This window comes from Micromonospora parathelypteridis (genome assembly GCF_014201145.1).
GTDB classification, from domain to species: domain Bacteria; phylum Actinomycetota; class Actinomycetes; order Mycobacteriales; family Micromonosporaceae; genus Micromonospora; species Micromonospora parathelypteridis.
Genome location: NZ_JACHDP010000001.1, coordinates 2759985 through 2783224 on the forward strand (window position 1 = coordinate 2759985; position 23240 = coordinate 2783224).

Sequence of the window (23240 nt, forward strand, 5' to 3'; positions counted from 1 at the left end):
GAGTGGGCCACCGGCGAGCAGGGGTCAGCGACTCAGCCGCTGGTAGCGACGCACCGCCAACGGAGCGAACGTCGCGATCAGCAGCACCGGCCACAGCACCGCCAACAGAATCGCGTGCTCCGCTGGCCATGAGTCGCCACCCAGACCTGGATTACCGAACAGTTCGCGGATCGCCGCGACAGTGGCCGACAACGGGTTCCACTCCGAGATCGTCCCGATGACCGACGGCATCAGCTCGGGCGACACGAAGACATTGGAGATCGCGGTGAACGGAAACGCGGCCGGAAAGACGATCACACCGACCGTGTCCGGGTTACGGACCAGCAGCGCCAGGTAGATCCCGACCCAGGTGATCGCGATTCGCAGCAGCAGGAGCAGCCCGACGGCGAGCAGTGCCTTGCCGGCACCCTGTCGCCACTGCCACCCGACGAGCAGGCCACAGACCAGCAGGGTGGACATCTCCAGCAGGGCGCGGAGCAGGTCGGCGGCGCTGCGGCCGGTCATCAGGGCGGACCGCGCCATCGGCATCGACCGGAACCGGTCGACCACACCCCGGCTGAGGTCCAGCGCCACGCCGGTCGCGGTGGCCCCGAGCCCGTACAGCATCGTCATCACGAAGACCCCGGGCAGCAGGAACTCGCGGTAGTTGCCGCCACCCGCCACCTGCATGCCACTGCCGAACACGTACCCGAAGACCAGGACGAACATGATCGGCAGCGAGAAGTAGAGGATCAACTCCTCCGGTGCGCGGATCACGTGGGTCATGTTCCGCCTGGTCATCGTCCAGCCATCGACGATCGCAGTCGTCATGCCACATCCACCTTCCGACCGACACCGACCGGCTGGTGGGCTTCGTCGGCCCGGTGCCCGGTCAGATGCAGAAATGCCTCGTCCAACGTCGCGCGCCGTAGTCCGATGTCCTCGACCGCGATGCCGGCGTCGTCCAACGCCCGGACCACGTCGACCAGCCCGGCGACCCGGTCGGCCACCGGCACGCTGAGTCGTCGGACCTCCGGGTCGAGTTCGGGCTCCGCGCCACAGATCGGCGCGACGATGCGGGCAGCGTGGTTCAGGTCGGCGGCGTCACGCACCACCACCTCGATCCGGTCGCCGCCGGTCCTCGACTTCAGCTCGTCCGGTGAGCCCTCGGCCACCACCCGACCGGCATCGATCACCGAGATCCGGTTGGCGAGTTGATCGGCCTCCTCCAGGTACTGCGTGGTGAGCAGCACCGTGGTCCCCTCCGCGACCAGGCTGCGAACCAGGTCCCACACCTGGTTGCGACTGCGCGGGTCCAGGCCGGTCGTCGGCTCGTCGAGGAAGAGCACCCGCGGCGTACGGATCAGGCTGGCCGCGAGGTCCAGCCGGCGGCGCATCCCACCCGAATACTCACCGGCGGACCGATTCGCCGCCTCGTCGAGCCCGAACCGTTCCAGCAGTTCGTCGGCGCGTCGACGGGCCTCCCGTCGGCTGAGCCGGAACAGCCGGCCGAACAACTCCAGGTTCTGCCGGCCGCTGAGGATCTCGTCGACCGCGGCGTACTGCCCGGTGAGCCCGATCCTGGCCCGCACCTCGTCCGGCTGACGCAGCACGTCGTACCCGGCCACGGTGGCCCTTCCCGTGTCGAAGCGCAGCAGCGTGGTGAGGATTCGTACGGCCGTCGTCTTGCCGGCGCCGTTCGGTCCCAGCAGTCCGTGGACCGTTCCGGTCGGCACGGTCAGGTCAAACGTCTCCAGCGCGCGGGTTGGGCCGTACCGCTTGCCCAGACCCTCGGCGACCACTTCGAATGTCGTCATGCCCCCACGGTGCGGCTGGGCGCTGACGGATCACGCACCGTCCGCTGACGGCGGCGCACCAGGCCCGGCTCCGGCCTTCTCCGCCTCGGTGATCTGCTCAAGAACGAGAATGATCTCCGCACGGGCGGCCTCGCCGACGTACCAGCCGGTGAGCCCGCCGGCCAACGCCTCCTCGCAGAGTCGCCTCGCCTCGGCCAGGTCGCCCCGCAGTCGGGCCACCTGGGCGAGGCCGAGCCGGGCGCTGGCGACGAACTCGGGCGCGCCGCTGCGCTGCGCCAGGAGCAGCGCACCAGCGAAGTCGTCCCACGCCGCCCCGAGGTCACCGGCACGCAGCCTTATCTCGCCCCGGGTACGCAGCATGTCGGCCTGGTCGACGTCCGACCCGAGTGCCTCGACCAATCCCATGGCCTGATCCATGTAGGCGCCCGCCGCCTCCGGATCGCCCTGCCAGGCGGCCAGTTCACCGAGCGCACCGAGGGTGATCATGGTGCCCCACCGGTCCCCGGTGCTCCGGAAGCCTTCGAAGGCAGTCCCCAGCGCGGTCCTGGCCCGGTCCCACTGGCCACTCCACATCAGCGCCGAGCCGCTGCCCATCGCGCCGAGCGCGTTGATCCACGCATCCGGGCCGACCAGCCGTCGCAGCTCCTCCATCAGTTCGTCGACATTCTCGCCGCCGCCGGACGGCGGTCCGGTCGAGATCCCCGACAGGTAGAGCAGGAACGGCTGTCGAGGTGGCCGGTCGAGGCTGCGGATCACGGACCGCTGCGTCCCGACGGACGGCAGGTGGCCGGATCCAGCGAGCGAGGCGTTGTAGACGCAGAGGGCGAACTCCTCGTTCAGCCCCGGCGGCGCTTCGGTGCCGAGCAGTTCGAGGACGTCGGCGGCCAGCCGCGCCCCTTCCCCGCGCATGCCACGCAGCCACCAGTAGAACGACAGGGCCGCGACCAACCCGGCCGCGTCGGACGCGTCACCCGCCGCGGTGGCGCGACGCAGCGCCGCGTGCAGGTTGTCCCGCTCGGCGTCGAGCCGTCGCAACCAGTGCAGCTGTTCGGCGCGCCGGAGATGGTCGCTGGCGGTCCAGGCGAACTCCAGGAAGTACGCGGTGTGCGCGCGACGTAGCTGGTCGGCCTCGCCGGCCTCGGCGAGACGTTCGGCGCAGAACGCCCGCACCGTTTCGAGCATCCGGTAGCGGCCACCGGTCATCTCCACGAGGGACTTGTCGACCAGACCGGTGAGCGCGTCGACGAGCTCGGGCGTGGGCAGGCCGCTGACCCGCCCGGCCGCCTCCAGCGTGGCTCCACCGGCGAAGACGGTCAGCCGTCGAGCCAGCCGCCGTTCGGCGTCGTCGAGCAGATCCCAACTCCACTCGACCACGGCCCGGAGCGTGCGGTGTCGCGGCGACACCGCCCGACTGCCGGTCGACAGCAGCCGGAACCGATCGTCGAGTCGGGCGGCGACCTCGGCGACGGACAGCGCCCGCAGCCGCGCGGCGGCCAACTCGATCGCCAACGGCAGGCCGTCGAGGCTGCGGCAGATCCGTAGCACCATCTCGACGTTGGCCGGCGTCACGGTGAAGTCGGGCGCGACGTCTCCGGCCCGCTGGGCGAAGAGGCCGACCGCCGCGTAGTCGTCGGCTTCCAGCGCGGACGCGTCGGGCGGTGGCAGGGTGAGCCCGGACAGCGGGCACAACGCCTCACCGGCCAGCCCGAGCGGCTCGCGACTCGTGGCGAGGACGCGCAGCGCCGGGCACGCGCTCAGCAAGCGTGCGGCCAGCCGGGCCGCGTCGGCGATGACGTGCTCGCAGTTGTCGAGCACGAGCAGCAGTCGCCGCTCGGCGAGCGCCTCGACCAGCCGATCGGTGGTCTGCCGGCCCGGCTCGGCCGGGGCGCGCAGGCCGGCGTCGCGCAGACCGAGCGCGCTCAGCACCGCCTGCGGTACGTCCGACCCGTCGGCCAGCCCGGCCAGCTCGACGAAACAGACTTCCCCGTCGAGGCGGCCTGCGGCCTCGATCGCCAGGCGCGTCTTGCCGGCGCCGCCGGGGCCGGTGAGGGTGACGAGCCGGCGCTCGCCAAGCAGTTCCCCGACGCGCTTGAGCTCCTCCTCCCGTCCGACGAACGTGGTGAGCTGGCTCGGCAGCGCCTGGTTGGCCACCGGGCGTTCCTCACTGCGCAGTACAGCCAGGTGAATCGCGGCCAGCGCGGCCGACGGGTCGACGCCAAGTTGCTCGGCCAGCGTGTGCCGGGCGTCCTCGAACTCGGCCAACGCCTCCGCCGGCCGATCCAGTGCGGCCAGGGCACGCATGAGCTGGCCGCGCGACCGCTCCCGCAACGGATGCGCCGCGACCAGTTCCCGCAACTCCGCGACCAACGCGGCGTGCGCGCCCAACGCCAGCTCGGCCTCGATCCGATCCTCGGTGGCGGCCAGCCGCAGTTCGTCCAGCCGGATCGCCGGGGCGAGTGCGCCGGCCACGTCGACGACGTCAGCGAGCGCGCGACCACGCCACAACTCCAGCGCCTCGCGCAGCGTCGCCGCCGCGCGGGGCGGGTCGCCGTCGGCGAGCGCCCGGCGCCCCACCTCGGCGAGCTGCTCGAACCGGTACGCGTCGACATCTTCGGGATCCACGGCGAGGCGGTAACCGCCCGGGTGGAGTTCGACCGGGTAGTGCTCGGCGGACAGGGCCTGACGCAGCCGCGACACCTGGGACTGGAGCGCGTTGGCCGCGCCCCGGGGCGGATGCTCGCCGTACAGACCGTCGATCAGCCGCTCGGCGGAGACCACCCGACCCGCGTCGAGCAGGAGGAGCGCCAAGAGGGCGCGCAGCCGCGGACCGCCCACGGGGACCTCTCGCCCGTCGGCCAGCAACACCTGGGTCGGCCCCAGGATGCGGAAACGCATGACACCGATTGTCGCTCAGCGCCGTCCCCCCAGTACAACGCCGACCGGTCGCCCGCCGCCGAGCTCAGCCGATCCACTCGACCTCGCCGAGATCGCGGTATCAACCGCGCTCCGACACCCCGGCATCGGCGACCTGGAGTGGATCAACCCGGGTGCAGACCACCCACAGCTCGTACTCCTCCGCCGTCACCCCACATACGGCATCCCCGGCCAGGGACATCGCGACGAACTCAGGTTCACCCGGGTTCGGACCGAGAGCGTCGAGTGCCAGCGGCTCTTCCGGCAGCCGAACGAGCATCCAGCCCTCGTCCTCGTGCTGCTTTGTCAGGCTGATCAGCAGGGTGCCCTCGGGACTCGCCACACCCCGCTCGTACGCCAGTCGGCGCCACTGTCTCTCCACCTGTTGCACGGCATCATCCGCAGTGCGGTTGACCGACCAGTCGGGACGGGCGAGTGCACTGATGACCGGCTTCCAGGCCGCGTACTCGGACGGCAGCACGGCTGTCTTGCCGAGCACTTCGAGCACCTCGAAACCGGCGGCGGTCAAACGATTCCTGGTCACTGTTCTTCGCTCGTTCGGGTTCGAGGATTGATCGGTCGACGCGGGGGACGCCGTCGGTGGGGACGGCTGCCGGCCGACGGCGGGGGCGGCCGGAACAGCGCCGGACGGGGTGGGCACGGGCCGGGACACCGAGCCGACGTGACCGGGCGGCAGGGTCACCTTCCCCGGGGCGGGCGGGGCGCACTGCCTGGTCAGCCAGTCCAACCCGCGTCGGCGGGCGACCACGGTCAGCCGGTCGCCCGCGAAGATCACCTGTCGGGGGTCGAGGTCCTTCCACCAGATCGTCTTGACGCCGCCCGCCGGGGTTCGGGCGATCAGCCGGACCTGCCCGTCCCGGTTGACCACGTCCAGCGGTCGGCCGTCCAGTTCGGAGCCGGCGGCCACTGGCACCTCGGCGACCGGCAGCGCGTGCCGGTCGACCGGGATGGTGGTGATCACCGCGCGTTCGGTGAGCGCCCCGATGAAGGCCGGGGCGGCCAGGTAGGAGACCGAGCGGGACACCCCGAGGGCGAAGGTCTCCTCCACCCGCTCGGCGAAGTCACCGTCGAAGAGCCGCAACACCACTCGCAGGTCGGCACGGAGATCGCGGGCAGCGAGCGCCGCCTCCAGGTTGGCCACGTCGTCGGTGGACGCCACCACCAGCGCCTGGCAGTCGGCCACCGACGCTGCGGCCAGGGTCTCCGGGAGCGCGGCGTCGCCGACGATCAGCGGCACCTCCAGCTGACGTGCCAACGCGGCACCGCGCGGCTCCGGCTCCTTGTCGATCGCCACCACCTCGACGTCGTACTCGCGCAACTGCGCCATCACCCGGGTGCCGACGTTGCCCAGGCCGACCACCACGACGTGCCCGACCCGCGCGGGTTGCAACCGGCCGGTGTGCAGGGCCAGCCGGGCATTGACAATGCCGTCGACCACGACCGCGGTGATCAGCGGGATCAGCGCCAACCCGGCCAGGTTGAGCACCACCTGCATGATCTGCGCGTCGGCCGCCTTGCCGGTGTCCGGGTCGGCGCCGCTGAGCGTGGTGACGAGCGTCAGGTACAGCGCTTCAAGCGGAGAGACCTCCTCGGCGCGGGAGATCAGCGCCCCCAGCACCGCGATCACCGCCAGCACCAGCATCACCGCGACGCCGATCTTGCGGGTGGCGAAGCCGCGTACCGCTCCCATCACCACGGCGACCGGGCGGCGTCGACGGCGGGCCCGGACCAGCCGACGGGCAGCTACCTGGGTGCCCGGTGGCTGCCCGGTCGCCTCGGCGAGCACCAGATCGGCACCGGCCTGCTCGGCCGGCAGCAGCTCCACCCCCTGCGCCTCGGTGAGGTGGGCCAACGCGCAGACCACGTCCTGCGGTCGGACGTCGGCCCGCCGCGCCACCCGCAGCGTCTTGTCCCGATGCTGGAAGGAGCTCGGGTCGACCTCACCGAGCGCGGCGGCCACGAAGGCCGGCGCGGCCATCTCGGCGTCGGAGAGCACCTCGACCGGTGCGGTGACCAGCTTGCGGACACCGTCGGCGAGGGTCCCGTTGAACATCCGCAGCACCTGGCGGACCCGCTGATCGACGGCCTGCGCGCAGAGCGCGGCGTGCAGGTTGCCCACATCGTCCTGGTGCAGCAGGGCCAGCCCGGCCGCCCCGGCCAGGCCGGCGGCCTCGAAGGTGGCCACGTCCAGCCGATCCGAGCGGACCACCCGGAGCCCCCGCAACCCCGCGACATCGGGGCCGTTGCTGCGGTAGCGCTCCGGCACCACGACGGTCACCCGCGCCCCGCCCGCCGGCAGTTCGGATTCGAGCAGCGCGCGGGCCACGTAGTAGGCGAGCGCGTCCTTCCCGCAGATCACGTAATGCGGTCGCGGATCACCAGCGGAGCGCAGCCGCCAGTTCCATTCGACCGCCCGTCGCGCCCGGTCCCGCCACGGCTCCGCCATGCCCGGATCGTAATCAGCACGGCCATGGTGGGCGACCCCGTCCGGATCATCCCACCACCAGGCATGCCCGCCCCGGCGACGGGTAGAGCAGCGGCATGCAGACGTTCCTCCCGTACCCGGGCTTCCTGGCCAGCGCCCGCACGCTGGACCAGAAGCGGCTGGGCAAGCAGCGGGTGGAGGCCATCCAGGTGCTGCGCGGGCTCACCCGACCCGGGTACGGCTGGCGCAATCACCCGGCCGTGAAGATGTGGGCCGGGTACGAGGAGGCTCTCACCCGCTACGGGCTGGACATGTGCGCGGTCTGGACCGAACCGGGGCGGGCGGACACCTGCGCCACCACGATGACCGTCGACCTCGCCGCCGCCTGCGGGTCCGGCGTCGTACGGACCCAGGACGAGTTGGCCCGGGCCGGTGAGCTGCCGCCGTGGCTGGGTCGCGACGACCTGCACCTGAGCCATCGCTCGTCGCTGCTGCGCAAGGACCCCACGCACTACCGCCCCATTTTCGGCGACGACGTGCCGGGAGACCTGGAGTACGTCTGGCCAGCCTCCGACCGCCCCCGCCGTTGCTTACCACCCGACTGAGCAGCAGGTACGGCAGACTGGTGCCCATGGCGTTGTCGCAAGTGGTCGGTCGACTCATCGGCGTACGTCAACATGAGGTGGACCCGGGCGGCGGTGGGGCCGACCGCGTGCCGCGACCAACGGCGGCGGTGGTGGTCGGTGGCGGCATCGCCGGCATGTCGGCGGCGGTGGTGCTGGCCGAGCGGGGTGTGGCGGTCACGGTGCTGGAGGCGGCGCCGACGCTCGGCGGTCGACTGGGCGCCTGGCCGGAGTCGCTCGCCGACGGCCACCAGCAGAACGAGCACGGCTTCCACGCGTTCTTCCGGCAGTACTACAACTGGCGGTCGATCCTCCGCCGGATCGATCCTGACCTGGGCTTCCTCAAGCCCATTGCGGGTTACCCGATCCTCAGCGCGCAGTGGCCGACGGAGGAGTTCGGCAAGCTGCCGCCCGCGCCACCGGCGAACCTGCTCGCGCTGCTGTTGCGCAGCCCCAGCCTGCGTCTGGCCGACCTACGACTGATGGACCGGGACGCCGCGTTGCCGTTGCTCAGCTACGACCCGGTCCACACCTACGCCGAGCTGGACGACACCACGGCCGACGAGCTGCTGGCGTCGCTGCGGCTGCCCGACCGGGCCCGGGCGATGCTGTTCGAGGTCTTCTCGCACTCGTTCTTCAACCATGAGGCGGAGATGTCGGCCGCGGAGATGGTCGCCCAGTTCCATTTCTATCTGCTCGGCAACCCGGAGGGGTTGGCGTTCGACTGCCCGGACGAGGACTACGCCACGGCGATCTGGGAGCCGTTGACCCGGCACGTGGAGAAGCACGGCGGCCGGGTGCGCACCAACTCCTGTGCGACCGGGGTGCGCCCCGACGCCGACGGGTGGCGGGTGACGACCGCCGACGGTGGCAGCCACCCGGCGGGCCACGTCGTGCTGGCCGTGGACCCGCCGTCCCTCGCCGCGCTGGTCGCGGCCTCCCCCGACCTGGCCGAGCGGGCACCGGAGCTGGCGGCGCGGATGCCGGCCTTCGGCGTCCCCGGCCCGCCGTACGCGGTGGCACGGTACTGGTGTGACGGGGACGTGGCCGCCGAGCGGGCGGTGTTCAGCGGGGTGTCCCGGCAGCCCACTCTGGACTCGGTGACGCTCTACCACCGGCTGGAGGACGAGCCACGGCGCTGGGCTCGGCAGACCGGCGGGTCGGTCATCGAGCTGCACGCGTACGCCTGCGATCCCGGCGTGCCGGCCGAGGAGCTGGCCGAGCGGATGCGCCGCGAGCTGGTCGCGCTCTGGCCGGAGGCCGCCGACCTGCGGGTCCGCGAGTTGCGGGCCCGGGTCGAGGCGCAGGCGCCGGCGTTCACGCCGGGCAGCCACGCCTGGCGACCGGGGGTACGCACCGACGCGATCGGCCTGTACCTGGCCGGCGACGGCATCACCACGGACTTCCCGAGCGCGTTGATGGAACGCTCCGCGGCGACGGGGATCATCGCCGCGAACCACATCCTGCGTGCCGAGGGTGGCGCGACGGAGCCGGTGCGCTCGATCCGGCCGCGTGGGCTGCTGGCCGGTCGCCGCAGACCAAACCGACAAAACACAACATAAGCAACGGTACGCTGCCGTACGCTTGGTTGATCAACCGTCGATCGACCGGGCGGGAGGGCAGCGGGGAATGTCACCACTGCACCGCGCCGGCGCGGACAACGGTCCACCAATCGGCGAGATCGGCCGCGACGACGCGTACCCACTGATCCGCGACGAACGCGCCTGCATCGTCACCGCGCTGCGGCTGGGCTGGTGGATGGCGGACGCCTACCACCACGGGCAGCACGCGGAGCTTGGCGTTCCCGTCGGGCCCCGCCCAGCCGTACCGCCGGCAAAGCTCTCCAACCTCACCGAGATGTCCGCCCACCGGCGGATGCGGATGTACCTCGACGGCGTGGACGTCGCCCTGGCTCAGATCGCCGAACTCACCCGGCACACCGGGCCGGTGCCCGACACGTCTGCCGCCCGGGCGCTGCTCCCCGACCTGGCCCGACCCGACCCCGCCGACCCGGTGCCGCTACTGCTCGCCCTCGATGACCTCAACGTGGAGGTGCTGCGCTGGGCGATGGCCACCAACCACCGGGTCGGGTTGGCCTACCGGCTGGGCCGATCCGTGGCCGACACCGTCCGAGCCGGTGACTCCACCCAGTTGCTGCGGCAGTTCGGCGGCCGGCAGATCCAGATCAGCCGGTGGCTGGACGAGCTGGCCAGCGTGCTGCCGCCGTACTCGGCCGCGGTGGTGCGCCGTTCGCTGGCCGCCTGGGCGACCGCGGTCGACCGGGCCGGCCACGGGGACCCGGCCGAGCCGGCGCCCGCCGAGCTGAGCCGGGCACTGCGTGGCCAGGGTGACCTCTGGCGGGACGTGCTCACCGGCGGGCTGCACCCGCGCGACCTGCTCGACGAGGAGGACTACGCGGTGATCGCCCGAAATCTGATCATCCGGGACCGGCGGCTGGTGGCACAGGCGGCACGGGGCATCTTCTGGCCGGTGCTCGTACCCCTGCTGTTGGTGCTCTTCGCGGTGGTCGGGGTGAGCGCCGCGGCGGCCGCCGGCTCACCGACCACCCGGGCCACCGTCGCCCTGGTGGGCCTCGGCGCCGGGCTGGCCGCGATCTGGCGATCGGTCTCCGGGCCGGCGCTGGCGGTCGCCGGCGAGGTCAACCGGCCCCTGCTGGACAGCGAACTCACCGCGCGGATGGCGCTGCGGCTGAACCGGCCGCTGACCAACGCCCGGCGCTCGACGGTCGTTGCTCCCCGGACCCGGCGTCAACGCCATCCGGAGCAGCCGGGCGGTCGATCGAAATACGTTGCCCCTCTATCCCGCCCCGACCTACCGTGATCGCGCAAGGTCAACCACCGCCGCGGGAGCAGCTCATGACGATGTCGCACGTCTCCACCGTGCCGTCGACGCTGCCCGGTGACGGTTGCCGAGCGGAAGGTCCGTGGGCGGGCCGGCCCGACTGACGCGTACCCGTACGCGCTGAGCCGCCCCGTCCAACAGCCGGACCGGGCGGCTCTTCGCCGTCCGTCACCGATTTGAAAGGAGTCCCGGTGGACGCCGTCCTCGTCATCAACGCCGACCTCGGCCCGCTGCACCGGGTCACCGTCCAACATGCCGTCCGGATGCTGTGCCGCCGGGTGGCCGAGATCCACGAGGCCGAGCCGGACCAGGTGATCGGGGTCTTCCCGATGCCCCGGGTGGTGCGGCTGGTCCGCTACGTGGTCACCCGGTGGAGGTTCAGCTCCGGGCCGGCCTGGTCCCGCGCCGGTGTGCTGCGCCGCGACGACCGGTGCTGCGCGTACTGCGGTGGCCCGGCCTCCACCATCGACCACATCCTGCCCCGCTCGCGCGGCGGCCGGAACACCTGGCGGAACACCACCGCGGCCTGCTACGCCTGCAACCAGCGCAAGGGCGACCGGACGCCGGCGGAGGCGGGCATGCCGCTGCGCCGGGAGCCGGTGAACCCTGGCTGGGGGGCGTTGGCCGGGCGGTGACGGACCGGCCGGCGGGATCGGGGGGCCGCGTCCGGGTACGTCCCAGGCGCGGCACCCGCCGGCCCCCGGTCAGCTGGCGCGTTCCTTGACCTTCGATTTCGGTTGCCCGCTGGGGCAGTGCACCCGGATCCCACTGCGGTGCTCGACTGAGGTCAACTCGACCTGGACCTGCTTCGCGGGGCCGGGGTCGTACGCCTCGGCCCGGAAGCCGGGCGCGAGCGTCACCGCGAGCACCTCGGCCGACTTTCCGACGCAGCGAACGGTGATCGTCCCGCCACGCGCGTCCACCTGTTCGCCCGAGGGAGGTGTGGGCGTCGGCGCGGCCCTGGTCGGGGTCGGTCCCGGGCTGTCGGCGGTTGGGCTCGCGGCAGCCGCAACGGTCGGATCGGGCTGTGGGCTGGGCGCGGTGTTCCTGGCCGCCGGGACAGGGGACGGTGCCGAGTCCACCGCGGCGGCCGGCTCGGCGGTGCCCGGCAACCCCACCGATGTGGCGCCACCCGGCCCGATACGGGTCGGCGACGCCCCCTGCCCCGGTCGACTGATGGCCGAGTCGCCGAGCGACTCGGCTATCGCCACGACCGCGATCAACGCAGCGCCGACCGCCATCATGGCCCGCCGCCGACGCCACGGACCCCGCCGCGAGGTCGGCCCTGCCTCCGCACCGCGCATCGGCTCGACAGCCGCCGTGTCGGTCTGTTCGGCCTTGGCTACGGCCGCGTCGGCCTGTTCGGCCTTGCCTGCGGCCGGTCGGGCGGTCTGGGCAGCCGACCTGGCCGTGGTACCGCCGACGGCAGCCGATGCGCTGGAGGCGGCGAGCAGGATGCGGGCCGCCTCCGCGGCCGGCGGCCGGTCGGCGGGATCGTGGGACAGGCACCAACGGTAGAGCCGGTGGATCTCGGGTGGCACGCCGTCGATCTGGGGCAGCGGGTCCGGCTCTACATGCGTGTGTGCGCTGAGCATGTCGGTCTGTGCCTCGACATGCCACGGCAGTCGGCCGGTGAGCACCCGGTGCAGGAGCAGACCGAGGGCGTACACGTCGCAGGCCGGCAACACCTCGCCGGCCTCCAGTCGCTCCGGGGCGAGATAGGCCGGTGTGCCCAGTAGCCGTCCCTCGAAGTCGATCTCCGGCTCACCGACGACGGCTGCGATGCCGAAGTCGAGCACCTTGGCACCGGTGGGGGCGAGCATCACGTTCCCCGGCTTGATGTCGCGGTGCACCAGGCCTTCGGCGTGCGCGGCCGCAAGGGCAGCGGCCACCTCGGCACAGACGCGCAAACCGGCGCGGGGCGGCAACGGCCCGACCGCCAGCCGTTGTTCGAGGGTGTGACCTCCGAGCAACTCCATCACCACGAACGGGACCGGGGAACCGTCCAGCGTCGACTCGCCGTAGTCGTACACGCTGGTGACGTGCGGGTGCGACAGCCGGGCAGCCGCCTTGGCCTCGGCCCGGATCCGCTGGCGAGCGTTGGCATCCGAGGCGACCAGCACCTTCACCGCGACATCCCGTTCGAGCACCTCGTCGTACGCCCGGTGCACCGCCGACATGCCGCCGCTGCCGAGACGCTCCAGGAGCCGGTAGCGGCCCGCAAGCAACTGATCACGCTGCACGACGGACAGCCTGCCGTACCGACCCGGCCCGGACCACCCCGGATCGAGGTGTCGCAATGGTTGGTACGCCCGAAGGTGGTCAGTCGCCGGCTGAGGGCTGCCAGGCGAAGCGGGGCGTCCGGCGTTCGGCGAACGCCGCGACCCCTTCCCGGGCCTCGCCGGCGGTCGCCACCCTCCGGTGCCACCAGGCGATCCGGGCGGGCCCGGCCCGATCGTCGACGATTTCCTTGGCGGCGGCGATGCTCAGCGACGACCGCTGGGCGATCGTCGTAGTCAGCTCGTCCACCCGCGCGGCGAGCCGGTCGGACGGCAGCACCTCGTCGACCAGGCCGATCCGCAGGGCGCGCTCGACGTCGATCAGCTCGGCGGTGAACAGCAGATGCTTGGCGGCGGACGGGCCGATCAGCCGAGCCAGCCGACGGGTCGTCGGCGCCGGGTAGACCAGTCCGAGCCGGGCCGGAGGTACGCCGAAACGGGCGTTGTCCGCGGCGATCCGCAGGTCGCAGGCGACGGCGAGCTGAGCTCCACCACCGACGCAGGCACCCCGGATCGCCGCGACTGTCGGCTTGGCGAAGCGGGCCAGCCGTTCCTCGGCGGCCACCGCGATGCTGGTGTCGCCGGCGTCCAGCAGCTCCGCCAGATCGCCCAGGTCCGCACCCGCGCAGAACGCGTCGCCCGCTCCGGTGAGCACCAACGCCCGTACGTCGGGGTCGGGTTCCAGCCGGTCGAGCAGTTCGGGGAGCTGACGCCACATGGCGGCGGTCATCGCATTGCGCCGAGCCGGGTTGTCAATCACCACGGTCGCGACCGGTCCGGTCACCTCGACGGTCAACTTCGCGTCCGACACGTCCCGTTCCCTCCCGCGCCAACCGTCCAGCGCCGCCAATCTGGTCCGGCGACGTCGCACACCGGTCCGGCGACCATAACGGCGCGAGCCGAACGACCACCGGCGCGGGGTGCCCCGGGCGTGGCAGTGGCAGTGGAACCGGCGGACGGAGCCAAGCGTCCGACGGACATGAGACCCGCATCGACGACCGCCGTCACGATCGCGCTCCTGGCCGGCCTGCTGACCGGCTGCACCAGCGTCGACCGAGCCCCGACCGCCTCGGACCAGCCCTCGGTCACCACCGCTACCGGCCCGGCCGGCACGGCCACCGGCACGCCGCAGCCGACCATCGTCGCCACCGCCGGCCCCGACAAGACCAGCGGCGCGGCCGCCCGGGTGATGTTGCGAAGCTCCGGCGGCTTCACCGGCCGCGGTGATGCCGTGACCGTCGAGCCGGACGGTCAGTGGACCGCGGTGGACCGGGCCGGCAGTCGGCGCAACGGCCGGCTCACCCCTGCCGATCTCGGCCGCCTGACGGGACTGGCCGCCGACCCCCGGCTGGCCGCCGAGGCGCGGCAGCCGACCACCTCGACCGTCTGCTCGGACGCGTTCCAGTACCGGCTCACCGTGGACAGCATCGAAAGCGGGTACGTCGACTGCCCGGAGGACGGACCGCCGCCGCCGGCCACGCAAGCGGTGGTCAAGCTGCTACTGCGGGCCACCGCCATGCACACCAGGTGATCCCGATGGCTCCCTACGTCGTCCGCGGGAACATCTGGCCGATGCGGATCCGGTTGCCGAACGGGTCCCGAATGCCGAAGTCGATCCCGTACGGGCGCTCGGTCGGCTCGTCGGTGATCTCGACGCCCTTGGCCACGAGATCCTCGTGCGTCTTGCGTGCGTCGTCGGTGGTGATGAAGAGGTACCCACCGAGGGCACCCTTGGTGAGCAGTTCCCGAACCTGCCCGGCGGTGGCCGGGTCCAGCGCCGGCGGGCCCGGCTTCTCCAGCAGGATCTCCCGCTCCGGGTCACCGGGCAGGTTGACCGTCAACCAGCGCATGAAACCGAGGTCCTGGTCGGTGTTGACCTCCATGCCGAGCTTGTTGACGTAGAAGTCAAGCGCCTCGTCCTGGTCGAGGACATAGATCTGGGAGCGGCTGATCGCGTTCATCGTCATGCCCATGACGTTAGAGGTCGACCGTGACCTGCTGCTTATCCAAAACTGCTGGGTCGGGTCCAGGCTTTCGTAAAGCACGACGGCACATTGGCCGACGCCACGCGGTGACGGCGGAAATCCGAGGGCGACTCCCCGACAATCTGCCGGAACGTCCGGCTGAACGTGCCCAGGCTGCCGAAGCCGACGGCGTAGCAGATGTCGGTCACGTCCCGGGCGGTCTCCACCAGCAACGTCATCGCCCGCTCCACCCGGCGGCGTTGCAGGTAGCGGTGCGGGGTCTCGCCGAACGTGGCCCGGAAGGTACGGATGAAGTGCGCCTCGGAGACGTGCGCGATCCGGGCCAGCGCAGGGATGTCCAAAGGCTCGGCGTACGCCCGGTCCATGGCGTCCCGGGCACGCAGCATCGCCCGGTTCGACTCCTCCACCGCTCGACTCATCGGCCCCCGTCTCGCCCCGCTCGCTGCCAGGCCCCAGGCTACCGCCGGGCGCCCCGTCGTCCGGTCGTCTGGTGCGCCTCCTGCACCTGCTTCAGCCGTTGCGGGTCTTGACCGCACCTCGTCGGCCGGAGGTTGAAGCCAATGGCGACCATCAGCAGAGCGACGACGCCGAGCAGTGCGCCGAGCAGCACCGTGCTGTGTACGCCGTGGCTCGGTAGCGCGAGGCCAGCGAGCAGGGCACCACCGGTGATGCCGACGTTGACAGCGGCAGAGACGGTGGCGGCGGCGAGGTCGGAGCGACCGGGCGCCACCTGCAACACGACGCCACCGAGCACCGCGGTGAACGCCGCGAACGCCAGCCCGGCCAGAGCGAGCAGGCTCACGGCAGCCGTCGGCCGGTGGCCAATCGTGTACAGCCCGAGCAGTGCCACCGACTGCAGCGCGACGGTCGCGCCCAGGGCGAGCCACGGGCTGCGGTCCACCACCGCGCCGACAGCGAGGATCCCGAGCACGCTGGCAACGCCGCGCGCCAACAGGATGGCCCCGACCGACGAGTCGGGGAACCCGCTGACCTCGGTGACGAAGAGGGCGACATAGGTGTAGGCGGCGATGGCACCGGCGGTCGTCAGGATGGCCACCGCGACCAGCAGCCAGAAGCGGTACACGTCGGGTGTCGCTCCCCTGGCGGCGTGCCCCTGATTCGGCGGCGTCGACGGCAGGAGCGAAGCCACCGCGACGAGCACGATCGCGCCGAGTCCGGCCACCGCCAGGAACGACACCCGCCAGCCGGCGCGTTCGCCCAACCAGGTGCCCGCCGGCACCCCCAGGACCAGAGCGACGCTGCCGCCGGCGAACACGATCGCGACCACCCGCCCGCGTAGCCCGGGTCGGAACAGCTCGGCCGCGGCCGGCACCACTACCGCCCAGAACAACGCGTGGGTCGCCGCGGTCGCCATCCTCGCCGCCAGCAGCAGCGCGAACGTGCTCGCGAACACCGTGATCGCGGTGCTGACGACGAAGCCTGCCAGGAGCGCCGACAGTAGTCGCCGGCGAGGGATCCTCCTGGCCAACGCCGTCAACGGGATCGAGGCGACGACGACCACCGCGCCGTACGCGGTGACGAGCATGCCCACTTGCGACGGCGGGACGGCGAGGTCCGCGGCCATCGGGAGCAGCAGCCCGATCGGCAGCGCCTCGGCGGTGGTGTAGAGGAAGGTCCCGCCGGACAAGCCGATCAGCGCCCCCACTGCTCGTCTGCGGCTCATCCGTCCCCCAACTGTTACCAGCTAAACCAGGTACGCCAGAAACAAGCTAGCGGCGCCCCCGACAGGGGTCAACTGGTAAAGTGGGTTTTGATGGAAACAGTCGAGGACGTCACGCGGATGCACCTGGTGGGCGGCAACCTCGCCCTGGACTTCATCAACACCCGCACCGGTCCACCCAGCGGACCCTTGGACGACGACGTGCTCACGGGCTATCCGGAGCTGGTCGCCTGGGGCGCGTACGCGGGCGCCCTCACCGAAACAGAGGCGACAGCTTTACGCCGGCTGTCTCGCAACGATCCAGACGGCGCCCGCGCAGCCTTCTCGCGAGCGCTGGGCACCCGCGACTATCTCGACGAGGTATTCCGGCCGCTGGCCGCTGGAGGAACTCCGAGCACGCCTGCCCTGGCCCGGCTGCGGGACGACGAAGCGGACGCGCTCGGCCACGCACAACTTGAGGGCGGAAGCACGTTCACGTGGGTCTGGCGAGATGACCGCACGCTTGCCCGACCCCTACGGCCGGTGGTGCACGCAGCGGTCCAACTACTCACCACGGGGGCGCTGGACCGAATCAAGGGATGCGGGGGCTGTCGCTTCATCTTCAGCGACGAGAGCAAGAACCGCAGTCGCCGCTGGTGCAGCATGGACGACTGCGGAACCAACGAGAAGATCCGGCGCTACGTCGCCGCCCGGCGCACTCGAGCGACGCGCTGAGCGCGCTCCCGAGTCCAGGCAACGCCCATCCGCCGCCCTTCGCAATCCGAACGGCAAAGCGTCAGCGTTGCTGTCAAGCGGTCGACTCATGACAAAGCCGATCGGGAAATGCCTGGTGGATATGGAGCCCCCGGCCGGGATCGAACCGGCGACATCTCGCTTACAAGGCGAGTGCTCTGGCCAGCTGAGCTACAGGGGCGTCGTGCGTCGACGTCAGCATAGCGACTGACGTCCGGATATCCCGCTCGCGAGGCCTCCCGAGCACGGGAAACGTCAACAACCCGACGCGCGCCGCCTTGACGGGATGCCGATTGATGTCTGAGCGTGCCCGAGTGCCCGGAATGAGTAGGCCGTAGTCCACCTTCGGTGCTCCCTCGCCTTGGCAGCGCGGGGAAACCCGTTTACGGTTCAGTCACACGGACGACAAAGTCGGCGCCCTCGCGACCGACTCGCCGTCCGCTGACCGGCGCGGACACGTGCCGGTCGCTCCTTCACTCGGATCGTCCGGCACGTTCCTGCCGGTGAAAGGAAGCGCTTCACCATGGCTACGGTCACTTATTCCAAGGCGTCCCGGGTCTACCCGGGCCAAGAGCGTCCCGCCGTCAACGAGCTGGACCTCGAGATCGGCGACGGGGAGTTCCTCGTCCTGGTCGGCCCCTCCGGTTGCGGCAAGTCCACCAGCCTGCGGATGCTCGCCGGCCTGGAGGATGTCGACGCCGGCTCGATCTACATCGACCAGCGTGACGTCACCCACCTTCCCCCGAAGGCCCGCGACATCGCGATGGTCTTCCAGAACTACGCCCTCTACCCGCACATGACGGTGTACGAGAACATGGCGTTCGCCCTCAAGCTGCGTAAGACCTCCAAGTCGGAGATCGACCGGCGGGTCAAGGAGGCGGCCGGGCTGCTCCAGTTGGAGGAGTACCTCAGCCGCAAGCCGAAGGCGCTCTCCGGTGGTCAGCGTCAGCGTGTCGCGATGGGCCGGGCGATCGTCCGCGAGCCGCAGGTCTTCCTCATGGACGAGCCGCTGTCGAACCTCGACGCCAAGCTGCGTGTGCAGACCCGTACCCAGATCGCGTCCCTGCAGGCCAAGCTGGGCGTCACCACGGTCTACGTCACCCACGACCAGGTCGAGGCCATGACCATGGGTCACCGGGTCGCGGTGCTGCTCGACGGTGTCCTGCAGCAGGTGGACACCCCGCGGGCGCTCTACGACACCCCGGCCAACGTGTTCGTCGCCGGCTTCATGGGCTCTCCCGCCATGAACATCAAGACCGTTCCGCTGAACGAGAAGGGTGCCGAATTCGCCGAGCTGCACATCCCGCTGACCCGGGAGCAGGTCGAGGCGGCCCGCGCCGAGGGTGGCGACGGCAAGGTCACCGTGGGCTTCCGCCCGGAGGACTGCGAGCTGGTCAGCCCGACCGAGGGCGGCATGCCGGTCGTGGTCGAGCTCGTCGAGGACCTCGGCTCGGACGCCAACGTCTACGGCCACGCCGCCCTGGGTGGCAACTCGGAGCGCTTCGTCGTCCGCACCGACCGGCGCAACATGCCGAACATGGGTGACACCGTGTTCGTTCGGCCGAGCGCCGGCCGCAGCCACGTCTTCCACGCCGCCACCGGCAGCCGGATCTGACGTAACGCCCAACCGAAAGGGGCGGTCCGCTTCGGCGGGCCGCCCCTTTCGTCGTACCGCGGCGGGTGTCTCACTCTGCGGAGCCAGCGCGAAGGTGGCTCTCCGGGGTGACTCGGCACGGCAGGCCGCGCTCGTACGGTCACGGTGACCCGAACCGAGGAGATGCCGTGCCAGCCGTTACCGCCAACCCCGCCAACCCCGCCGTCCAGCCGACCAGGCGTTCGCTGCCGTACCGGATGGGTCGCCTGGCCGGCCGCAGCCTCGCCTACTGCGCGACGCTGATCCCGGTCGCCCTGCTCGCACTGGTGACGGCCCCGCTGGGCGGAGCCGATGCCGTCGTCGCACGCTGGCGGTCCCTGCGTACCGGTCTGCTCGGGAAGTCACCGACGCCCGCGCCCGCCCGGCGACCCGGCAGGCTCGCGGTGCTCGGCCACGCGCTGCTCAGCCTGCTCCTCGGTGCCCTCGCCCTGCTGCCGATCGGCGTCGGACTGCTGGTGGTGCTGCGCGGCGCGCTGTACGGCGTGGTGGTCTCCGGGCCCTACGTCGGTGCCTGGGGCGGTCCGACCCGGGGTGGGGCGTGGCTGGCGCACTTCCTCATCGGCCTGCCGTTTGCCGCCGCCGGGCTGGCCGCCCTTATCGGCATCGCGGCCATGCACCAGCGCCTGACCCGACGACTGGACGGGGAGCGAGGTTCGCGCTGGTTGATCCCGACCATGCTGCTGATGGCGCTGGCCGGTGCGCTGCTCTTCGTCGCCTGGACCCACCAGATCTAGACACACGACGAGGCCCCTTCCCGGAGCCGGGAAGGGGCCTCGTCGACGTGTTTACAGCTCGACGGCGCGCCGGCGGGCGACCTCGGCCAGGGTGACCGCGGCAGCCACGCTGGCGTTGAGCGACTCCACCTCGGAGATCATCGGAATGCTGACGGTCAGGTCGCAGGTCTCCCCGACGAGGCGGGACAGCCCGCGCCCCTCGGAACCGACCACCACCACCAGCGGACCAACCGCGGCCTCCAGGTCGTACAGGTCGGTGTCGCCGTCGGCGTCCAGGCCGACCACCATGAAGCCGGCGTCCCGGCAGGCCTTCAGCGACCGGGTCAGGTTGGTCACCTGCGCCACGGGCACCCGCGCGGCCGCGCCGGCACTGGTCCGCCAGGCGGTCGCGGTGATCCCGGCGGCCCTCCGCTCGGGTACGAAGACACCCTGCGCGCCGAACGCGGCAGCCGACCGGATCACGGCACCCAGGTTGCGCGGGTCGGTGACACCGTCCAGCGCGACCAGCAGCGGGGCCTGCTGCTCCAGGGCAGCGGCGACCATGTCCTCGAACGGCTGGTACGCGAATGGCGGCACCTGCAGCCCGACACCCTGGTGCAGCACCCCACCGGTCATCCGGTCCAGCTCGGCCCGGCTGATCTCCAGGTTGGCGATGCCCCGGTCGGCGGCGGTCCGGATGATCTCGTTGATCCGGTCGTCCACGTCGATGCCCTGGGCGACGTAGAGGGCCGTCGCCGGCACCTGGGCGCGCAGCGCCTCCAGCACCGGGTTACGCCCGACCAGCAGCTCCGGGGTGTCCTTGCTCGGGTTGGACTTGCGCCCCGGCGAGACCCGCGGGCCGGACCGGGCGGTGGGCTTGCCGCCCCGGCCGCCGGTGGCACCCCTACCAGCGGCGGCACCCCGGCCGCCCGGCACGCCCCGACCGCCGCCCCGACCCCAGGTGGTGTCCTTGCTGCCGGGCTGGCCGATCTTGGGGGCACGCCCCTCCTCGGCCGCCGCGCGGCGCTCCTTGTCCTGCTTCCAGGCGGTGCGCTGGGGCAGCTTCTCGGTGCCCGAGTAGCCCTTGTGCCACGGCCGCTCGTCCGCGGGCAGGGTGCGCCCCCGCCCGGCCAACGAGTCCTTGTTCTTGCCGCCGGTGCCCTTGGGGGCGCCTGCCTTCGACGTCAGTCGCCGGCCACGGCGCTGCGAGTTGCCGGCCATCAGTCCTGCTCTCCAATAGTCCAACGGGGGCCCTGGGGGGTGTCCTCGACCACCACACCGGCCAGCTTGAGCTGGTCACGTACCGCGTCGGCGGCAGCCCAGTCCTTGCGGCCCCGGGCCTGCGCGCGCTGCTCCAGGGCCAGCGCGATCAGGGAGTCCACCACGGCACGCAGATCATCCGAGCGGCCGCCACCGGTCCAGGCCGGGCTGAGGGGGTCGATCCCGAGGATATCCAGCATCGCCCGCACCACGGCCAGGGTGGTGCGGACGGTCACATCGTCGCCGGTGCTCAGCGCGGTGTTGCCGTCCCGGATGTGCTGTTGCAGCACGGCCAGTGCGGCGGACGTGTTGAGGTCGTCGTTCATCGCCGCGACGAAGCCGCCAGGCAGCTCACCGACCTGCCCGACACCGACCCGCTCGGCCGCCCGCTGCACGAAACCCTCGATCCGGCGGTACGCGGTCGCCGAGTCGCGCAGCGAATCCTCCGAGTAGTCGATCACCGAGCGGTAGTGCGCGGCGGCGTAGTAGTAACGCAGCTCCACTGGCCGCACACCGAGCGAGTCCACGTATGCCAGGTCGAGCGCGTTGCCGGCGGACTTGCCCATCTTGGCCCCGCCGATGCTGAGCAGCCCGTGGTGCACCCAGAAGCGGGCGAACGGCAACCCGGCCGCCTGGGACTGGGCGATCTCGTTCTCGTGGTGCGGGAACGTCAGGTCCAGCCCGCCGCCGTGGATGTCGAACTCCGGGCCGAGATACCGCCAGCACATCGCCGAGCACTCGATGTGCCAACCCGGGCGGCCCAGCCCCCACGGCGACGGCCAGTAGGCGTCCGCCGGCTCGTCCGGTTTGGCGCCCTTCCAGAGCGCGAAGTCGCGTGGGTCCCGCTTGCCCCGGTCGGGGGCGTCCCCGGCGGACTGCATCGCGTCCGGGGACTGACCCGACAGCGACCCGTACGCCGGCCAGGACGCCACATCGAAGTAGACGTCGCCGGAGCCGTCGGTGGCCGGGTACGCGTGCCCGTCGGCGATCAACTTCGTGATCAGCTCGTGCATCTCCGGGATGTGTCCGGTGGCGCGCGGTTCATAGGTGGGCGGCAGCACGTTCAGTGCCCGGTAGGACTCGGCGAGGAGCAACTCGTTGGCGTACGCGATCGACCAGAACGGTCGGCCCTGCTCGCCTGCCTTGACCAGAATCTTGTCGTCGATGTCGGTCAGGTTGCGAATGAAGGTGACCTCGTAGCCGGCGGCCAGCAGCCAGCGACGCAGGACGTCGTAGTTGACGCCGGAGCGAAGGTGACCGATGTGCGGCGGCGACTGGAGTGTGAGACCACACAGGTAGACCCCCACCTTGCCGGCTTCCCGCGGGACGAAGTCCCGCACCGATCGGGTGGCAGTGTCATACAGGCGTAGCGTCACCGTACAAGGGTAGCTGTCCGTGCCTGTCCGAGTCCGCCGGTGCCGGGTCGTACGCTGCCAGTCGTGGATGCGATCGCAAGCGCCGGTGAGCCGCCGGCCAGCCCCAGAACCCCCGCCGACGGGGTTACCGGGCAGGCCAACGCGGTTACCGGGCCGGGCGATGCCGTTACCGGGCAGGGCGACGCGGTCTCGGGGCGGGTCGCGGAGACGTCGCAGACCCTCGACCGGGGGTTGCGGCTGTTGCACCTGGTTGCCGATGCCCCGGCCGGTCTGACCGTCACCGAGGCCGCGAACCGGCTCGGCATCGGTCGGGCCGCCGTCTACCGGCTGGTCGGCCCGCTGACCGGGCACGGCATGCTGCGCCGCGACGGCGACGGCCGGCTGCGCCTCGGCGCCGGGCTGCTGCACCTGGCCCGACGCGCCCAGCCGTTGCTCGCCGAGGGTGCGCTGCCCGCGCTACGCCGCCTCGCCGAGCAGGCCGGCGCGACCGCGCATCTGACCGTCGTCGAGGGTGGTGAGGGCGTCGCCCTGGCCGTTGTCGAGCCGAGCTGGACGTCGTTCCACGTCGCGTACCGGGCCGGGGCACGGCACCCACTGGACCGGGGGGCGGCGGGTCGAGCCATCCTGGCTGGTCGAGCCGGAGTGGCGGAGCCGATAAGCAGCAGCGGGGAGTTGCAGGCCGGGGCGTACGGGGTGGCCGCACCGGTGCTCGGCGTGCCTGGTCTGGAAGCCAGCGTCGGCGTGGTCGCGCTCGCCCCACTGGACGTCGACACGATCGGCCCCCAGGTGTTGGCCGCCGCCGCAGCCATCACCACCGCCCTCAGCTGACCCCAGCACAGCCCAACCTCGGCGCGCTGCGGCTTGATCAAAACCAGATCGCCGATGTTGCGGCATCCTTGCCGATCGATAGCGCCATATCG

The 23240-nt window shown here is 71.7% G+C and carries 19 protein-coding genes, 1 tRNA gene and 1 pseudogene; 9 read left to right on the plus strand and 12 right to left on the minus strand.

The features are described from left to right. Positions 1 to 24 precede the first annotated feature (24 nt). From HNR20_RS12270 to HNR20_RS12285, 4 genes and pseudogenes are all read right to left on the minus strand, one after another. The gene (locus HNR20_RS12270) at positions 25 to 810 is read right to left on the minus strand and encodes an ABC transporter permease (protein ID WP_184179179.1); all 786 of its coding nucleotides are present in this window, start codon (positions 808 to 810) and stop codon (positions 25 to 27) included. Beyond that, a complete protein-coding gene (locus HNR20_RS12275; protein ID WP_184179181.1) occupies positions 807 to 1796 on the minus strand; it encodes an ATP-binding cassette domain-containing protein in 990 nt (329 codons plus the stop codon). The genes HNR20_RS12270 and HNR20_RS12275 overlap by 4 nt, the downstream gene beginning before the upstream one ends. Before the next feature lie 30 nt (positions 1797 to 1826). Beyond that, a complete protein-coding gene (locus tag HNR20_RS12280) occupies positions 1827 to 4691 on the minus strand; it encodes an AfsR/SARP family transcriptional regulator (protein WP_184179183.1) in 2865 nt (954 codons plus the stop codon). Between the two features lie 604 nt (positions 4692 to 5295). Beyond that, a pseudogene (locus tag HNR20_RS12285) lies at positions 5296 to 7176 on the minus strand (NAD-binding protein); the annotation flags it as partial. Between the two features lie 95 nt (positions 7177 to 7271). On the opposite strand from HNR20_RS12285, the gene HNR20_RS12290 reads away from it, so the two are divergent. The 4 genes from HNR20_RS12290 (at position 7272) to HNR20_RS12305 (ending at position 11275) form a co-directional block, all read left to right on the plus strand. Further along, a complete protein-coding gene (locus HNR20_RS12290; protein WP_184179185.1) occupies positions 7272 to 7760 on the plus strand; it encodes an MSMEG_6728 family protein in 489 nt (162 codons plus the stop codon). Positions 7761 to 7786: 26 nt separating this feature from the next. Further along, the gene (locus HNR20_RS12295) at positions 7787 to 9340 is read left to right on the plus strand and encodes a hydroxysqualene dehydroxylase (protein WP_184179187.1); all 1554 of its coding nucleotides are present in this window, start codon (positions 7787 to 7789) and stop codon (positions 9338 to 9340) included. 67 nt (positions 9341 to 9407) lie between these two features. Continuing rightward, entirely contained in the window at positions 9408 to 10619 is a 1212-nt protein-coding gene (locus tag HNR20_RS12300) for a hypothetical protein (RefSeq protein WP_184179189.1), read from the plus strand. 212 nt (positions 10620 to 10831) lie between these two features. Further along, a complete protein-coding gene (locus HNR20_RS12305; RefSeq protein WP_184179191.1) occupies positions 10832 to 11275 on the plus strand; it encodes an HNH endonuclease in 444 nt (147 codons plus the stop codon). Between the two features lie 69 nt (positions 11276 to 11344). Here the strand turns inward: HNR20_RS12305 and HNR20_RS12310 are convergent, their stop codons facing one another. After that, positions 11345 to 12883, minus strand: coding sequence for a serine/threonine-protein kinase (locus HNR20_RS12310; protein ID WP_229687095.1), 1539 nt, complete (start codon positions 12881 to 12883; stop codon positions 11345 to 11347). Positions 12884 to 12962: 79 nt separating this feature from the next. Beyond that, the gene (locus HNR20_RS12315) at positions 12963 to 13730 is read right to left on the minus strand and encodes an enoyl-CoA hydratase/isomerase family protein (protein ID WP_184179193.1); all 768 of its coding nucleotides are present in this window, start codon (positions 13728 to 13730) and stop codon (positions 12963 to 12965) included. 168 nt (positions 13731 to 13898) lie between these two features. Between HNR20_RS12315 and HNR20_RS12320 the strand changes: the two genes are divergently transcribed. After that, a complete protein-coding gene (locus HNR20_RS12320; protein ID WP_184179194.1) occupies positions 13899 to 14450 on the plus strand; it encodes a hypothetical protein in 552 nt (183 codons plus the stop codon). Positions 14451 to 14463: 13 nt separating this feature from the next. Here the strand turns inward: HNR20_RS12320 and HNR20_RS12325 are convergent, their stop codons facing one another. Genes HNR20_RS12325 through HNR20_RS12335 form a run of 3 tightly spaced genes read right to left on the minus strand, consistent with a single transcriptional unit; the run spans position 14464 to position 16588 of the window. Then, a complete protein-coding gene (locus HNR20_RS12325) occupies positions 14464 to 14886 on the minus strand; it encodes a VOC family protein (protein WP_184179196.1) in 423 nt (140 codons plus the stop codon). A 35-nt stretch (positions 14887 to 14921) separates the two neighbouring features. After that, positions 14922 to 15323: a helix-turn-helix domain-containing protein gene (locus tag HNR20_RS12330; protein WP_184179198.1), complete on the minus strand. Its 402-nt coding sequence runs from the start codon at positions 15321 to 15323 to the stop codon at positions 14922 to 14924. A 38-nt stretch (positions 15324 to 15361) separates the two neighbouring features. Continuing rightward, positions 15362 to 16588 carry an MFS transporter gene (locus HNR20_RS12335; RefSeq protein WP_184179199.1) on the minus strand — a complete coding sequence of 409 codons (1227 nt, stop codon included), beginning with the start codon at positions 16586 to 16588 and terminating at the stop codon, positions 15362 to 15364. A gap of 90 nt (positions 16589 to 16678) precedes the next feature. On the opposite strand from HNR20_RS12335, the gene HNR20_RS12340 reads away from it, so the two are divergent. Beyond that, positions 16679 to 17299, plus strand: coding sequence for a CGNR zinc finger domain-containing protein (locus HNR20_RS12340; RefSeq protein ID WP_184179201.1), 621 nt, complete (start codon positions 16679 to 16681; stop codon positions 17297 to 17299). Positions 17300 to 17421: 122 nt separating this feature from the next. On the opposite strand, the gene HNR20_RS12345 is transcribed toward HNR20_RS12340, so the two are convergent. Next, positions 17422 to 17498 (minus strand) — tRNA-Thr (locus HNR20_RS12345). A gap of 342 nt (positions 17499 to 17840) precedes the next feature. On the opposite strand from HNR20_RS12345, the gene HNR20_RS12350 reads away from it, so the two are divergent. Continuing rightward, positions 17841 to 18932, plus strand: coding sequence for an ABC transporter ATP-binding protein (locus HNR20_RS12350; RefSeq protein WP_184179203.1), 1092 nt, complete (start codon positions 17841 to 17843; stop codon positions 18930 to 18932). Between the two features lie 167 nt (positions 18933 to 19099). Beyond that, on the plus strand, positions 19100 to 19705 hold the full coding sequence (locus tag HNR20_RS12355) for an NUDIX hydrolase (RefSeq protein ID WP_184179206.1): 606 nt from the start codon (positions 19100 to 19102) through the stop codon (positions 19703 to 19705). Positions 19706 to 19756: 51 nt separating this feature from the next. Here HNR20_RS12355 and rlmB read toward each other — a convergent pair whose 3' ends face one another. Both rlmB and cysS read right to left on the minus strand, forming a co-directional pair. Further along, positions 19757 to 20905 (minus strand): 23S rRNA (guanosine(2251)-2'-O)-methyltransferase RlmB, encoded by a 1149-nt coding sequence (gene rlmB / locus HNR20_RS12360; protein WP_184179208.1) that lies wholly within the window; start codon positions 20903 to 20905, stop codon positions 19757 to 19759. Beyond that, positions 20905 to 22320 (minus strand): cysteine--tRNA ligase, encoded by a 1416-nt coding sequence (gene cysS / locus HNR20_RS12365; protein WP_184179210.1) that lies wholly within the window; start codon positions 22318 to 22320, stop codon positions 20905 to 20907. Before cysS ends, rlmB begins: the two co-directional genes overlap by 1 nt. 63 nt (positions 22321 to 22383) lie before the next feature. Here cysS and HNR20_RS12370 point away from each other — a divergent pair, with 63 nt between their 5' ends. Further along, positions 22384 to 23148, plus strand: coding sequence for an IclR family transcriptional regulator (locus tag HNR20_RS12370; RefSeq protein ID WP_268240271.1), 765 nt, complete (start codon positions 22384 to 22386; stop codon positions 23146 to 23148). Positions 23149 to 23240 lie beyond the last annotated feature (92 nt).